Here is a 13672-nt window from a genome sequence, read left to right as displayed (position 1 = left end):
TCCAGGCGCTCGGGGATGTGTTCGACGAAACGATGATCGAGTCGCTTGTGCCGCATCACGCCAGGTCCCCGTTGATCAGCATGTTACCATCGGTGGTGTAGGTGCAGTGGTGCTCGCGCTCGAGATCGCGATAGAAGCCGCGGATCTTCTTCCACTTCACGACCGCGAGGACCGCATTCAAGGCGTTGAGATCGGCGACCTGAATGTTGGAGGCGTAGATGTCCTTCGCGCCGCCGCCGACGAAGGAGATGCGCTGCCGGGCGTGATCCCGCTTCTCCGGCGTGCTGGCGGTCACCCGCAGGATGCCGCCGAGCGATCCGTCGTCGAGCTCAAGACCCATGCCGACATCGACGAACGCGGCACCGATCGCCTCGAGCTTCTCGACGATCAACCGCTTCGCGTCACCCGCATCGAGAGACAGGAACGCGAAGGTGATGCCGTCAAGGAGGTGGATGTTGTCGGCGCCGAGCGCGACGTCGTGCGCCACGATGTTCCGGTGCATCCGGCTGTAGATGCGCTTCAGATAGTCGACCTTCTTCGGCGCTTCACGCAGTTCCTCGAGACTCGGAGGCCCCGGCCCGAAACGCGTTGTGGGTTAGGAACTCGTCGCTGTCGAATAGGCGGATTTCGCGGACCGGCGTCTTGGCGACGAAGTCCAGAATGTAGCCGCCGGTGCCGCCGCCGCCGATGATGGCGACCCGCTCGCTGATGAGCCGCTCGGTGAGGACGCCGATCCCGACACGATCGGAGGCGGTCTCGACGTAGTTGAAGACGCTCTCTTCCTCCTGTTCCGGCTCGCGGAAAGTGCGAGCCGTCGTGCCGGGTTTCAGCACCGCGGCCGGACCCGCGATGATGTTCGCGTAGCTCGTCATCTTGTGGTGGTAGTCGGTGTAACCCCCATCCGGCTTGCTGGAGAAGCTGTGCGTCGCCTTCAGGCCGTGGCCGAGATCGAAGGCGCCGGCCGCGTGCGAGATGCCCTGGATGCGCGAGCCATCGGCGTGGCAGGGGAAGTCACCGTCCCAGTGGACGACATGGGTGTCGGGCGTGCGCGTCTGATCTCCGGCAAGCGTGAGGCTGGAGATGAGGGTGCCGATGCGCACCTCCCGGCGCGCATCGACATAGGGCACCTCGCGCATGACGAGATACCCGCCCTGCTGCTGGACGAAGTATCCTTCGTCCAGCAGCCGCTTGAGGTCCGGATTACGACTGAACAGTGCGCGTGACATTGAACACCGTGCCCTTCTTCTTGACGTTGACGGTTCCGCCGGCCCCGAGCTCACCGGCGTGCGGCGTCGACGCCGCGTGCCGGTAGGTCATCGAGAAGACGACGTTGGGCTCGTGCTGGCCCGGGAAGGCGAGCTGGACGATCTGCTCAAACGTCACCGTGCGGGCGTTCACCGTGCGCGGCCGCGAATTGACGATGATCTCGAAGGTCAGCCGCGCGGTGATGAACCGCTCGATGCCGGGCTGGGTCAGATCGATCAGCTCGCCGTGTTCGACCAGCCGGTCTTCGCCGCCGGGAACTTCGAGGAAAACCCCTCGCCGTCGTCCGGCTTGGCGAGGCCGTAGAGGATCGTGCCGCTGATGACCGGCTTGCCCCAGCGCAGCTCGTCGTCGTTGAGGGTCAGCTTGAAGTCGCGGTCGGTCTGGAAGGCGATGAAACGCTCGGCGCCGCGCTCGCGCAGGTCGAACGGCTCGTTGAGCCTCACGTCTTCGAAATCGCCCGAGGGCAGGATCGCGACGAGGCTGTAGCCGTCCCGCGGGTCGAGTGCCGCGGCCTCGAGCAACTGGCGGCCGAGCGGCACCGGATCGCCCACCAGGCGGGACTGGAAGTTGAGATCGCCCTGCGCGAGGAGAAAGCGATACCCCGCGCCGGACGCAACGCCCGGCCTTCGCGCAGGGCGTCGCCGAGATCGTCGTAGTCAAGAAGTTCTTCGGTGTTCATAAGATTGGGTCCTTAGGTTCGGCCGAGGCAGCGCCGCGGCTCTAAGGGTCCAATCGGAGCGAGGTCGGCCGACCGGTAAGGTCAGGCGAACTTTTTGCAGGGGACCGTCGGGGTCTGCCCGCAGATAAAGAAGGCCGGGCAGTTCGGGCAGGTGCGCGATGAGACCTCGGCCGGAAACCGTCCGGCGCGGATGTCGCCGAGAAACTTTGCGAGCTTGTCCTTCCGCCCTTTCAGTTCCCGATCGGACAAGGCAAGCGCATGCGTCTCGCCGTCGGAAAGATGGACGAGCTCTACGACCGCGCCGGGAAAGGCCTGCTTGACCGCCAGCATCAGCGCCGCCGCGCCGACATCCTTGCTCTCGGCCGACCGCATGTGACCCGTACGGATCCGGCGCACGGCGCGGACACCGTCCGGCCGCACCAGCACCTCGTCCGGCCGAACGATGATTTCCTCGCCGCCGAAATTGAGGGTCAGCGCAACCGGCGTCTCGGCGACCGCATCGGTGCGGTTCGCCAGGAAGAAGCGCAGCATCACGAGTGCCAGATCGCGGAACTCAGCGCTGTAGCCATGGTCGGCGAGCCCTTCGCCGGCGAGCGCCGCCGCGGCGCGATCTTGCAGCGCCTGCTCGGACACGGGTGTGTCCGCCGCGATCACCTCCGCGACCACCGAACGAACCGCCTCGTGCAAGTGCATGAAGGCGGTCGCGGTCCGCCGCCCGCCAACCTGTAGGACATGAGTGTAAAAGAAGCGACGCGGGCAGGATTCATAAAGAGCGATCTGCGGGCGCCGAAACTAAGCCGCCCGTCGACGACCAGGTCGACGCCCCGCGCTTCCGCCGCCACGGGAAGCGGCCGCGCCGGCACGACCGAATGGCGTGTCAAGGTAGCGCCGAGACGGTCGAGGAACGGCGAAAGCGGTCGGTTGTGGCCGTTGCTCTTCTCGGTTGGCGCATAGAGGATCAAGCGGTCGCGGGCGCGCGACTGCGCCACGTAGAACAGACACTCCTGCTCCTCGGCCTGACCATCGCGGAACGTCTCGATCGCGCTGCCTTCGGCGCTGCGATCATGCCATCGGGCCGGACAGGGCGGCGCCGGCGGCGTGCGTGGGATCGTATCGCTGTTGAGCCCCGGGATATGAACGCCGCCGAACTCCAAGCCCTTGGCGCCGTGGATAGTCATCAGCCGCACTGCGTCGAGATGTTGCGCGGCCGCCGGCAACTGACGCAGATCGCGATCGTCGCCGAGACGGACAAGCCTGCGCACTCGATCGAGCAGGCGCGTGATGGGCAGCCCGCGTCCGGGCGGCTGCACCCGCACGAAGTTGAGGAACTGCCAAATCGCGATGCCGCGCGTGCGATCGGCGAGGTCCGCCGACGTTCCGAGCCGTGCAGCGATGCGCGTGCGATCGAGCAGCAGCGTCGCGAGCACGGTCCAGGGCGAGGCCGTCTGATCGAACCCGTCGAGCGCAGCCGCGAGCCCGGCAAGGGTCCGTCGCCCGCCGTCGCTCAAACCGGGGATCGTCTCGCCATCCCGCAGCCAACTGGCCGGCGCATGCCCGGCCGCCCGTAGATGGTCAAAGACCGCGGCCACATCGGCGAAGCTGGTGACAAAGTCCGGCCAGCAGGCAATGCGCACCAGGCCCATGGCGCGCCGGTCGACAAGGATCGAAAGAAGAGCCAGAAGATCCTTGACCTCCCCGCTCGAACAGACTGCCCAGGAACAGGACCGGCACACCCAGCCGTTCGAGGTCCTGACCGATCGTCGACAGCTTTTCGTTGCCGGTGCATAGGACTGCCTGCTCGCGATAGGCGTAGCCCTCGCGCCGGAGTTCCTCGATTGCATCGGCCAAAGCGACCTGCTGCTGCTCGGCGCGCTGGACCGTGCGCAGCTCCGGCCTATGTCCATTAGCTTCCCTATCCGCTTCGAGGCCGCTGTCCGCGTCGCCCGCGCGCATCGTGATCGCAAAGCCGGAGAAGCTGGCAACGATCTCAGGCACCGAACGGTAGTTGCGCTTCAATCGACCGCGCTTGCCGCCGGGGAAGTCCTCCTTGCCGAACCGGGTCATATTGAAGGATGAGGCGCCGCGAAAACGGTAGATCGACTGCTTGGCGTCACCGACCATCCAGAGATTGCGGCCGTCAGGCCGTAGCGCCCTCAGCAACCGGACGCTGCTGCGGTTCACGTCCTGATACTCATCGACCAGGACATGATCATATCGCGCCTGCAGCGCCGCACAGATGGCCGCGTCCTTTTCGAGCAGTTGCACTGGCAAAGCGACAAGATCGCCGAAGTCAATGCAGTGCGCGTTGCGCTTGAGCTGTTCATAGGCGGCATAGACACGGGCAACCTCGACGGCGCGTTCTGCCGCTTCACGCGCTTCCGGATCACCCGCCTTCGCCAACATGGCATCGGCGAGTCCGGCGTAGGTTTCAGCGTCGACTACCTCGTCCTTCGCCCGCGAGATGGCGGCCAGCATGTCAGCGATGATCTGGGTGGGATCATAGAGGTTGCGGTAGTGCGCGAGCCTCAGCCGCGGAAACTCCTCCTCGAGGAGCTCGACCGCCTCGGTCCTATCCATCATCCGCGGGTCTTTCGACAGGCCGAGCTCCGCGTGGAAGCGACGGATGATATCGAGGCCGAAGGCATGGAACGTGCCGATCCACATCGCGGCCGCCGCCTCGGGCCGCTTGCGCGCGATCCTTTCGGCCATCTCGCCCGCCGCCTTGTTCGAGAAGGTCAGGAGCAAGATACGCCTGGGATCGATACCCTCTTCCAGAAGGCCTTCGACACGCGCGATCAACGTCTGGGTCTTCCCGGTGCCAGGACCCGCTTCGAGCAGATAGGCTTCCCGCGATGCGCCGCCGCCGTCGCTTGCAGCGGATTGAGCGGCCGTTCGACGTGCGTTGCCGCCGGCGTGGGCGGCACCGGCGGCAACAGCAAGGCATCGAACAACTGCTGCGCCACGACCTCGAACGGCCCCGAGTTTCGCAGCGATCTCAGAAGCGGAAAGGCCGCCATCCACATGAAGCGCCCGCACTACGTTTCGCGGGATCAGCAGTTCGCGCGCGAAAAGATCCATCTGGACCTCGCGACGCTGCCTGCGCCCATAGTCGATCACCCGATCAATCCCGACCGGAGACGGCTCGGCCGCGCGGGCCGGATCAATCGCCGGCGCGGGTTCACCTTCGGGATCGTCGCCAAGCTCTACATGGCCGATCTCATGCGCCACGAGGAAGGCCTGCTCGAACCTAGATCCGATGTTTTCATGGAGGATCAGATCGTCGGCGGCGACAAAGGTCGCGCGGCCACCGTTGAGCACAGCCGCCCCTACTGCCGTCGGCTCGACGTCGATCCCTCGCCGCTTAGCCTCAGCGACAGCAAAATCATAAGGCGACCAGGGATCGGCGCCGGATGCAACGAGGCGAGCGTGAAGCTCAGCGGCGACTTGCCTGGCGAGCTCCACGCTATCCATGTCAGTCAGCCTCCGCCAACAATCTGGCGCGCTTCTCGGCCGGAACGCCAGCGTCGATCAGCACCTGCTCGAAGGTGACCTGCTCGCCGGCCGTCGGCTTATTATCGGCCTTGTAGCTGCGCGCGACGAGCAGCGGAGCTGGCTCCCAAGACGACTCCAACTGCGCGACAGAGCTGCGCATCGCCTCAGCCAACATCGCCAGGAAGCGTCGCGGGATACTAACGAGAGACCTGCCGTTCGCGCAGCGCGGTCACGACTTGCCGGGGCACGTCCAAAACCTGGGCGACGGTGCGCCAGTCATCGACCGTCAGCGCCGCGAAAGGGTCGGATGCTGCCGCCGGCACAGCCTTGGCGTGTTGCGACCAAGCCGCATCGATCAGCGCCTGATCGGCAGCAGAGAGGTGCGGCGTCTTCGTAAGACTCGCGGCTGAGTTCGCGCGAGAGATCGATGAGCTCTCCAGCATATTCTGGGTAAAGCCGCAGATAGCGTTCCAAGGTCGAGCGGCCAGGCTCGCTCTCAACCGCGAACGCGTCGAGCACGGACTCGCGGGATGGTCGTGCGCCGGCGGGGCTCACCGCTCGTCTCCGTCGGTCATGGCGGCTCGCAGGGTGGCGAAGGCCTTGTCACGGTAGGTTCGGACCGTCTTTTCGGAGCGGCCCAAGGCCTTGGCGATGGTCATGACGTCCGGCTCCTTCGAGTCGATGGGAAAGCCCTGTCTGAGCATGTGAATGATCCTGCTTTGTTCTATTGGTAGAACTTCAATCGCTGCATCCAGGCGCGACCGGTAAGCCGGATCGTCGAAATCCGACGCGGCGAAGGGATCGTGGGCCCCGCGGCCGCCTCCACCTCTGGCGACAGTTCACCACTCTCCTCGTCATATTCGAGGGGCTGGGAACGATTTTCGTCGCGCCAGGCCTTTTCCTGCGCATCGCGCCGCAGGCTTGCCAGCGCGCCGTCGAAGCGCACCTCGAAATAGTCGAGCTTGTCGATATAGTCGGCGCGATCCGCCGAAAGTAGCTCGGCGAACCGGCTGAACACCTTGTCGCGCACGACCCCGCGCGTCAGCGATTCCGTCCTGCCATCAGAGCTTTCCGCCTTGGGCAAGCTGCGCAGCACGCGTCCGATCAGGATCCGATAGAGGCGTTCGAACCACGCCTCGTTGTTGTCTCGACGGCTCGCGCGAATGAAATAGACGAGACATTCGCTAGGGATGTAGCCCGCGTCGGAGCGCTTGGTGATTTCCGCCCTGTCAATCAACTCGTCACGCGGCAGGACCGCCAACTCGGCGATGAGCGCTTCTATCTTCAGGTCGCGCCCGTAGAGTTCGCCATTGAGGCGTCGTTTGCGCAGCGGGGCCACGATCGCCTCGCCCGCGTGGTGCGCGTCTGCCTCTTGCCCTGTGTCGACAGCCCCTCCAACTGCTTCATCTCCCCGCCCCGCTTCCCATATCGCCCTTCTCGTTCAGACGCGTTTCGAGCGAGCCGATGCTGTCGAGCACGGCCTCGAAATCCGGAGGATCGCCGAAGATCATGCCTTGCATGGCCCTGTAGTCGACACGCAACTGCTCGATCATCGCGTCATGCGGGGCAAGCGTGAACGAGCTAGGCGCAGCGCTGGCGAGATCGAAGTCTGGTCGATTGAAGAACATCCGGGCGTGAGCGACGCAGTCCGCGCCGAGCGCCGTGTCAGCGATGGCGGCCGCGCCGACTGGCGTCGCGGCAAGCCGGTGCAGGTCATAATAGTGACGGGATACGCGTTGACCGCCCCCACGCAGCTCGCCGCGCTTGTCGAACCACCGTCGTAACCCGTGGACGATGACGACCTTGTCCCAGAAGGTGCGTTCGGGATCGACCGTGCGCACGGCCGGTATGGTCAAATCGAGCGCCGGTAGATCGTCGTCGACATAGGGTTTAATCGGCACTTCGCTGTTCGGATCAAGAGCAGACTTCGCGCCCGACTCGATCTTGATAGCCGCGCGTACATAGTCCGATCGCGGTGTCGCCGCGGGATACCAGATTAGCAGCGTCTGGCCGTCGGGATCAGCATCATCGGCTTCTACCCGTGCCGCGTCGGCACCGAGGCCGGCGGCCCGGAGCCGGTCCTGCAGGATCACCGTCAGCTCAGCCCGCAGCGGGCCGTTGATGTAGGCTTGGCAAGCGTCCTTGATCGCATCGAGGCGCGCCCGGCGCTTTGCCACTCAGCGCTTCGAGCTCCTCAATGGTGGCCGGCTCGCCGATGTCGTCCCGAAACACCGTGACATCGATGTCTTCGGAGAAGCGGTTGATCAAACCAAACCCTTTGGACAGGGAGGTTCCACCCTTGAAGAGGAGGCGGGGTCCGCCCTCTTTCAAGCCATTGAACAAGGCATCCAGCGTCCAGCAGACCCAGAAGTCCTTCTCGATATTCTGGGACGCCGTGCCGAGGCGTAGCGCCGTCGTATCGAAGGCGCTCAACATCGCGTCGGACCCAGCCGCGAGAACCTCGTCGAAAGCCGGATTCATATCTTCACCGCCCAGCTGCGCCGCGTTTGGCGGTTTGTGTCTTCTGCGGGGAGAGCGGCTTTCGCTTGGGCCGGGCGACGGCAGCATGATGCTGATCATCGGCATCGTCCGCCGTTCTTTGTAGATGACGATCATGATCAGCATCATCACGATCATCATCGATGTGCCGACGATGAACGCCGGCGTCGCTTTCAACGAGCGGCTTGAGAAACACCCACATCCATGTCGGAAGCGCTGTCATACCGGCAGTGAGATCCGCTTTGAGGGCCCCCGTCGGATCTTCGAAAAGCTTGGCGAGCTTGCGCCTGACCTGATCACTCTCCCTTCACGAACCAGGAGATCGCGCAGCCAGTGAAGCGCTTGGACGACGCGCATCGCTGGTCGTCCGGCCCAGAATAGCTTGCTGGCCGCGGTCGGACGGAAGGTGATCGTTACATTGCCGAGCTTGATCGCGCGGCGCCGAGCGTCGGTGTGCACCACGATTTTGCCGGGACGGCGTCAGTCAGGCCCAGATCGTTCGCCGCGGTCATGCCATCGACAAGCATCCGGGTTTGGTCACGCCGCCCGACGGCGTCGATGACTGAGCGCGGATCAGGCGGGTTGGGTTTCTGGGTGAGCTTGTTGAAGCCAGGCTGATCGTAGAGCCCACGATCGATTCGCCTGAGGATTTCGGCCTTCGTCAGCCGCTGCAACGCCTTATCGACGGCGTCTCGCGAGGCGAGATCGACGAAATCGCTGGGCGTCCATACCTTGCGCGGCGCGTCCGCACGGATGCGCTCAAGTATGGCTGTCTTTAGATCGGGCGAGTCATTTCTCATGTCCGAAATTTGTAGTCCTTTTCGGACATGAGGCAAGTCGATCGTCCGAAAACATATACAAACTTCGGACAGTCCTGGCTTTGAGGGAAAGCCTTCCCCTGCGGCCGAGCCCTGCGGTCTCGGCCGACCCCTTCTGCGGGGCCGGCTGCCCCGCAACACCCCGCCGAGTGAGAGTGCGGACGGGTTTGCCGTGACGGGTTGAGGGCTGGGAGAGGCTCCGGCGCCCGTCATGGAGACAACCCATGACCCAGGTGGAAATTCTCGACGCCGCTCGCGATGGACGGCGGGGCTACAAGGTGGATGTAAGCCGCGGCGAGCGTGTTCGCCGCGTGTCTTCGGAGTGGTTCTCACGGCCGGCGGACGAGCGTTACCTGTCTCTGTCGGACCTATATGCTGCCGTCCGTGGCCGGACCGAGCGAAGCCGTACCCGAACCGTCGAAAGCGCGGCGATCCGGGTGGATGCCAGTCGCGACGATGCAGAGCGCCTGGCCCTGATGCTGCCCGGGTCCGACACGCCGATCGCGCCCACACATTGGAGCTTCGGTCAGCTTGCCGGCCTGGTGGGCGCGCCAGCGGCCTATCTGCGCCAGCTTCCGGCGCCGCTGGCCGGCATCAACCTGCAATACGGGCTGACCTCCCATCGCGCCGAGCAGGTGAAGACGCTGGAGATCGAAGATGGTCGCGTCGAGCTTCGGGCCGTCACCGGGCCTGACTATGGCCGTATCTTCGATCACGAGCTGGTTGCGGCCGTTCAGCGCATCGCTGGCAACGGCACGGGCGACACCCGCTGGAAGGTGCCGGGCGTCCTCGACTGGTCGACTGGTATCTACAATCCGCGCGTCGACATCACTCAGGACACCACGACCCTCTATGCCTCGGACCGAGACATCTTCCTCTTTCTAGTCGACGACCTGAACCCGATCGAGGCGGGCCGACTGCCCGACGGTTCGCCCGACCTCTACTTCCGCGGCTTCTATTGCTGGAATTCCGAGGTCGGTGCCAAGACGCTCGGCATGGCGAGCTTCTATCTCAGGGCGGTCTGCCAGAATCGGAATCTGTGGGGCGTCGAAGATTTCGAGGAGATCACCATCCGCCACTCGAAATACGCCGCGTCCCGCTTCGCGCATGAGGCGGCGCCGGCGCTGACACGCTTCGCCAATTCCTCAGCCGTCCCCTTCGTCAACGGCATCAGAGCGGCGCGGGAAAAGATCGTCGCCCGCTCCGACGAGGACCGCAGCGACTTCCTGCGCAAGCGCGGCTTCTCCAAGGCCGAGACGGCGAAGATCATTGAGACCGTCTTGGCCGAAGAAGGCCGCAAGCCCGAGAGCGTCTTCGACTTCGTGCAGGGCATCACTGCGGTCGCGCGCGATAAGACCCAGCAGGACGCGCGGCTCGACCTGGAGGCGCGGGCCAAGAAGCTGTTCGACCGGGCGGCCTGAGTCCCGGAAAGCCGGAGATGCGGAAAGGCGTGTCTCCGGCTTTCAGCCGATGCCAGCTAATTGGGAGTCGAAGGTGCGCTAATTGGAAGTCGTCGGTTCTGCGGCGCTGCCCTCCAGAGTGAGAGGGCGGCGCTGCGCTTCGTGACGAGTTGATGCCGAGAGAGGCTTTCGGCGCTCGTCGCGGAGTACATCCCGATGGCCACCCCTGTTCAGAAGATCACCCTCTCGCCCTCGCGCGACATCCCTTCAACAAGCTCTTGCTCTCCCAGTCGAACGTCCGGCGCGTGAAGGCCGGTGTCTCGGTCGAGGAGCTGGCCGACGACATCGCTCGCCGCGGCCTGCTGCAGGGCCTCAGCGTGCGCGCGGTCGTCGATCAGGCCGGCGCCCCGACCGGCATGTTCGAAATCCCGGCCGGCGGCCGGCGCTACCGGGCGCTGGAGCTGCTGGTGAAGCAGAAGCGCCTCGCCAAGACCGCGCCGGTGCCGTGCATCGTCCGCGACAGCGGCATCGCCGAGGAGGACTCGCTCGCCGAGAACGTCCAGCGCGCGCCGTTGCACCCTCTCGACCAGTTCCGGGCGTTCCTGGCGTTGCGCGAGAAGGGCCAGTCCGAAGAGGAAATCGCCGCCGCGTTCTTCGTCTCGGTCAACGTGGTGAAGCAGCGCCTGAAGCTCGCGTCGGTCTCGCCGACGCTGCTCGACGTCTATGCCGAGGACGGCATGACGCTCGACCAGCTCATGGCCTTCACCGTCTCCGGCGACCATGAACGCCAGGAGCAGATCTTCGAGCGCCTGAAGGCTTCCTACGATAAGCAGCCCTACGTCATCCGCCGCATGCTGACCGAGGGCGCGGTCCGCGCATCCGACAAGCGCGCCCAGTTCATCGGCCTCGACGCCTATGTAGCGGCGGGCGGCGCCGTGCTGCGCGATCTGTTCCAGGGCGATGATGGCGGCTGGCTGCAGGATGTTCCGCTGATCGACCAGATGGTAGCCGATAAGCTGAGGTCGGACGCCGAGGTGATCGCCGCCGAAGGCTGGAAGTGGATCGAGGTAGCGCCCGACTTCGCCTACGGCCATTCCTTCGGCCTGCGCCAGCTTCGCGGCGAGACCGTGCCGCTGTCGGCCGAGGAGGAAGCGAGCCGCGACGCGCTCCAGGCCGAGTTCGACCGGCTGTCCGAGGAATACCAGGACGCCGACGAGCTTCCGGAGGAAGTGGATGAGCGCCTGTCGGAGCTGGAGACGCTGGTCGAGGGCTTCGATAGCCGTCCCGCGGTGTTCGACGCCGTCGAGATCGCGCGCGCCGGCGCCTTCATCAGCATCGGCGCCGACGGACAGCTTCGCGTCGAGCGGGGCTATGTCCGACCGGAAGACGAATTGGCGGCCGAGCCAGCGTCCGAGCCGGACGCCGATAGCGGCGACGAACACGCTATCGCCACCAGCTACGAGGGCGACGAGGCTGTCGTGACGGCGGAGCCTGACGCCGAGCCGGAGGACGACGAGGTCTCTCGCCCATATCCGATCGCCTCATGACCGAGCTGACCTCGCACCGGACGCTGGGGTTGCGCAAGGCGCTCGGCGAGCGACCGGACGTCGCCTTCGTTGCGGCGCTGCACGTTCTGACGCTGAAGACCTTCTACCACTACGGCTCGGATAGCTGCCTCGAACTCGATCTGAAGAGTGTCAGCTTCGGGACGCAGGCGCCGGGGCTCAACGACAGCGTCTCGGCCGAGGCGATCCGCGTGCGGCACGAAAGCTGGTCAAAGGCGCTTCCGAAGGAATCCGCCGATCTCTGGGACGCGCTGCAGGAATGGGACGGCGACAGCCGGGCGGCCCTGTTCGCCCACATCGTCAGCCTCTCGGTCAACGCCGTCTATGAGCCCTGGAACCGGCGGCCCCGTGCCGCCGCCCATGCCGACCGGCTGGCGCAAGCGGTCGACCTCGACATGGCGGCAGCCGGGTGGAAGCCGAGCGTGGACAACTTCCTCGGCCGGGTGACGAAGGCCCGCATCCTTCAGGCGGTTTCCCAGGCGAAGGGACAACGCGCCGCTGATCGGATCGAGCATCTGAAGAAGGGCGACATGGCAGCGGAAGCACAGACGCTGCTCGCCGATACCGGCTGGTTGCCTGAGCCATTGCGCACCGTCGATCGGTGCGCGTCGAAGGTCGAACCCACCCTGATCAACGATCTGTTGCGGCTGTCGAACAATCGACGGCAATCGGTGGCGAAACGGCCATGGTCGAAGACGAGTCGTTCGCGGAAGATGAGGTGGCCGACGACGCTCCCCACGCGGTCGCGGCCGAATAACCGTCAACGACTTGCGAGACTGGCCCGCCGGCGACGGCGGGCCTTTCTCATGGGAAACGACCATGGCGCAAAATCCGCATGATCTTGCACGCCGTCTCGCCGATCGTGCCGAGGCGGTGTGCCGGCACTATCTCTCCAGCGGACGCCGCCAGGGCGGCTACTGGCTGGTTGGCGATGTGCGCAACAAGCCCGGCCGCTCGATGTACGTCCGGCTCAAGGACACGCCCAAAGGCCCAGCCGGCAAATGGACCGACGCGGCGACCGGCGAGCATGGCGATTTCCTCGACGTTATCCGCGAAAGCTGCGGCCTGCTCGATTTCAAGGACGTCACGGACGAGGCGCGGACCTTCCTCAGCATGCCACCGCCGGAGCCGGAATCTCGCCAGCAACCGCGGCAAAGCCCGGCGCCGCATGGGTCGCCCGAGGCCGCCCTTCGGCTGATCCGCATGTCGCAGCCGATCCACGGCACGCTCGTACAGGCGTATTTGCGCGAACGCGGCATTACGGATTTACGCGGAACCGGAAGCCTGCATTTCCACCCGTGCTGTTACTATCGACCCGACGAGCATTCGCCGACCGAGACCTGGCCGGCGATGATTGCGGCCGTCACCGACCTCGACGGCAAGATCACCGGGGCGCATCGCACCTGGCTCGATCCGCGCCGACGCGACAAGGCGCCGATCGACACGCCGAGGCGGGCGATGGGTGATCTTCTTGGTAACGCGGTCCGCTTCGGCATCGGTGGCGAGGTGATGGCGGCCGGTGAAGGCATCGAGACCGTCCTGTCGCTCCGGCAGGCTGTTCCCTCTATGCCCATGCTGGCGGCGCTCTCAGCCGCTCATCTCGCCGCCATCCTGTTCCCCGGCACGCTACGGCGGCTCTACATCGTCCGCGACAACGATCCGGCCGGTAACGGCGCGCGCGATACCCTGATCGAACGAGCGAACGCGACCGGGATCGAAGCGATCGTCATCTCGCCCGAGTTGGACGACTTCAACGAGGACCTGCGCACCCTCGGCCTGGATGCCCTGCGCATGGAAGCCCGGTTGCAGATCGCACCGCAGGACGTCGCCCGCTTCATGGCGTTGGCGGCATAGCTGGCATGAGAACGGGCCTGCGGTTCGCCGCCGTGCCCGGAGGATGCGTCAATCCGTCGGAGCGGGACCGCGCCTCGACCTTCGAGAGGGCGATCGGCC

17 protein-coding genes and 1 pseudogene are annotated in these 13672 nt (G+C 65.3%); 4 read left to right on the top strand and 14 right to left on the bottom strand.

Annotation, left to right across the window (positions count from 1 at the left end; all coding sequences use genetic code 11):
- Positions 1–55: 55 nt before the first annotated feature.
- From E6W36_RS19095 to E6W36_RS11465, 14 genes and pseudogenes are all read right to left on the bottom strand, one after another.
- On the bottom strand, positions 56–502 hold the full coding sequence (locus E6W36_RS19095) for a hypothetical protein (RefSeq protein ID WP_246047609.1): 447 nt from the start codon (positions 500–502) through the stop codon (positions 56–58).
- A gap of 43 nt (positions 503–545) precedes the next feature.
- Positions 546–1226: a DUF6791 domain-containing protein gene (locus E6W36_RS19090; protein ID WP_246047607.1), complete on the bottom strand. Its 681-nt coding sequence runs from the start codon at positions 1224–1226 to the stop codon at positions 546–548.
- Positions 1201–1503 carry a multiubiquitin domain-containing protein gene (locus tag E6W36_RS19085; protein WP_246048325.1) on the bottom strand — a complete coding sequence of 101 codons (303 nt, stop codon included), beginning with the start codon at positions 1501–1503 and terminating at the stop codon, positions 1201–1203. The genes E6W36_RS19090 and E6W36_RS19085 overlap by 26 nt, the downstream gene beginning before the upstream one ends.
- Positions 1482–1817, bottom strand: a complete 336-nt coding sequence (locus E6W36_RS19080; protein WP_246047605.1) for a multiubiquitin domain-containing protein — start codon at positions 1815–1817, stop codon at positions 1482–1484. Before E6W36_RS19080 ends, E6W36_RS19085 begins: the two co-directional genes overlap by 22 nt.
- A 209-nt stretch (positions 1818–2026) precedes the next feature.
- Positions 2027–2722, bottom strand: a complete 696-nt coding sequence (locus tag E6W36_RS19075) for a PD-(D/E)XK nuclease family protein (RefSeq protein ID WP_246048324.1) — start codon at positions 2720–2722, stop codon at positions 2027–2029.
- 236 nt (positions 2723–2958) lie between these two features.
- Positions 2959–3123: pseudogene (locus E6W36_RS19070) on the bottom strand (hypothetical protein); the annotation flags it as partial.
- A 394-nt stretch (positions 3124–3517) separates the two neighbouring features.
- Positions 3518–5416, bottom strand: coding sequence for a UvrD-helicase domain-containing protein (locus E6W36_RS19065; RefSeq protein WP_246047604.1), 1899 nt, complete (start codon positions 5414–5416; stop codon positions 3518–3520).
- A gap of 1 nt (position 5417) precedes the next feature.
- On the bottom strand, positions 5418–5612 hold the full coding sequence (locus E6W36_RS19060) for a hypothetical protein (protein ID WP_246047602.1): 195 nt from the start codon (positions 5610–5612) through the stop codon (positions 5418–5420).
- A gap of 22 nt (positions 5613–5634) precedes the next feature.
- Positions 5635–5880 (bottom strand): hypothetical protein, encoded by a 246-nt coding sequence (locus tag E6W36_RS19055; protein WP_246047601.1) that lies wholly within the window; start codon positions 5878–5880, stop codon positions 5635–5637.
- Between the two features lie 108 nt (positions 5881–5988).
- Complete coding sequence (locus E6W36_RS19050) at positions 5989–6141, bottom strand: helix-turn-helix domain-containing protein (protein ID WP_246047599.1); 153 nt, start codon at positions 6139–6141, stop codon at positions 5989–5991.
- 20 nt (positions 6142–6161) lie between these two features.
- Entirely contained in the window at positions 6162–6776 is a 615-nt protein-coding gene (locus tag E6W36_RS11475) for a hypothetical protein (RefSeq protein ID WP_246047597.1), read from the bottom strand.
- Positions 6777–6840: 64 nt separating this feature from the next.
- A complete protein-coding gene (locus tag E6W36_RS11470) occupies positions 6841–7614 on the bottom strand; it encodes a nucleotidyl transferase AbiEii/AbiGii toxin family protein (RefSeq protein ID WP_281277312.1) in 774 nt (257 codons plus the stop codon).
- Positions 7538–8113 (bottom strand): nucleotidyl transferase AbiEii/AbiGii toxin family protein, encoded by a 576-nt coding sequence (locus E6W36_RS23495; protein ID WP_281277311.1) that lies wholly within the window; start codon positions 8111–8113, stop codon positions 7538–7540. The genes E6W36_RS11470 and E6W36_RS23495 overlap by 77 nt, the downstream gene beginning before the upstream one ends.
- 236 nt (positions 8114–8349) lie before the next feature.
- Positions 8350–8736: a DUF6088 family protein gene (locus E6W36_RS11465; protein ID WP_246047595.1), complete on the bottom strand. Its 387-nt coding sequence runs from the start codon at positions 8734–8736 to the stop codon at positions 8350–8352.
- A gap of 242 nt (positions 8737–8978) precedes the next feature.
- On the opposite strand from E6W36_RS11465, the gene E6W36_RS11460 reads away from it, so the two are divergent.
- The 4 genes from E6W36_RS11460 to E6W36_RS11450 all read left to right on the top strand — a co-directional run bounded on the left by E6W36_RS11460 (position 8979) and on the right by E6W36_RS11450 (position 13573).
- Positions 8979–10175, top strand: a complete 1197-nt coding sequence (locus E6W36_RS11460; RefSeq protein WP_222872667.1) for a DUF932 domain-containing protein — start codon at positions 8979–8981, stop codon at positions 10173–10175.
- Between the two features lie 257 nt (positions 10176–10432).
- Positions 10433–11701, top strand: a complete 1269-nt coding sequence (locus E6W36_RS19045) for a ParB/RepB/Spo0J family partition protein (RefSeq protein WP_246047593.1) — start codon at positions 10433–10435, stop codon at positions 11699–11701.
- On the top strand, positions 11698–12558 hold the full coding sequence (locus tag E6W36_RS19040; RefSeq protein ID WP_246047591.1) for a hypothetical protein: 861 nt from the start codon (positions 11698–11700) through the stop codon (positions 12556–12558). The genes E6W36_RS19045 and E6W36_RS19040 overlap by 4 nt, the downstream gene beginning before the upstream one ends.
- Positions 12539–13573: a DUF7146 domain-containing protein gene (locus E6W36_RS11450; RefSeq protein ID WP_222872666.1), complete on the top strand. Its 1035-nt coding sequence runs from the start codon at positions 12539–12541 to the stop codon at positions 13571–13573. Before E6W36_RS19040 ends, E6W36_RS11450 begins: the two co-directional genes overlap by 20 nt.
- The last annotated feature ends 99 nt before the right edge of the window (positions 13574–13672 follow it).

This window comes from Hankyongella ginsenosidimutans, assembly GCF_005144965.1.
Taxonomy (GTDB): domain Bacteria; phylum Pseudomonadota; class Alphaproteobacteria; order Sphingomonadales; family Sphingomonadaceae; genus Hankyongella; species Hankyongella ginsenosidimutans.
The sequence above is the reverse complement of the archived record's forward strand: the minus strand, read 5'-3'. Positions and strand labels throughout refer to the sequence as shown.

What these genes read in the sequence shown, in the direction of transcription:
- E6W36_RS19095 (WP_246047609.1), bottom strand. Translation starts at nt 502, where the DNA reads ATGCACCGGAACATCGTGGCGCACGACGTCGCGCTCGGCGCCGACAAC.
- E6W36_RS19090 (WP_246047607.1), bottom strand. Translation starts at nt 1,226, where the DNA reads ATGTCACGCGCACTGTTCAGTCGTAATCCGGACCTCAAGCGGCTGCTG.
- E6W36_RS19065 (WP_246047604.1), bottom strand. Translation starts at nt 5,416, where the DNA reads ATGGATAGCGTGGAGCTCGCCAGGCAAGTCGCCGCTGAGCTTCACGCT.
- E6W36_RS19060 (WP_246047602.1), bottom strand. Translation starts at nt 5,612, where the DNA reads ATGTTGGCTGAGGCGATGCGCAGCTCTGTCGCGCAGTTGGAGTCGTCT.
- E6W36_RS19055 (WP_246047601.1), bottom strand. Translation starts at nt 5,880, where the DNA reads ATGCTGGAGAGCTCATCGATCTCTCGCGCGAACTCAGCCGCGAGTCTT.
- E6W36_RS19050 (WP_246047599.1), bottom strand. Translation starts at nt 6,141, where the DNA reads ATGCTCAGACAGGGCTTTCCCATCGACTCGAAGGAGCCGGACGTCATG.
- E6W36_RS11465 (WP_246047595.1), bottom strand. Translation starts at nt 8,736, where the DNA reads ATGAGAAATGACTCGCCCGATCTAAAGACAGCCATACTTGAGCGCATC.
- E6W36_RS11460 (WP_222872667.1), top strand. Translation starts at nt 8,979, where the DNA reads ATGACCCAGGTGGAAATTCTCGACGCCGCTCGCGATGGACGGCGGGGC.
- E6W36_RS19040 (WP_246047591.1), top strand. Translation starts at nt 11,698, where the DNA reads ATGACCGAGCTGACCTCGCACCGGACGCTGGGGTTGCGCAAGGCGCTC.
- E6W36_RS11450 (WP_222872666.1), top strand. Translation starts at nt 12,539, where the DNA reads ATGGCGCAAAATCCGCATGATCTTGCACGCCGTCTCGCCGATCGTGCC.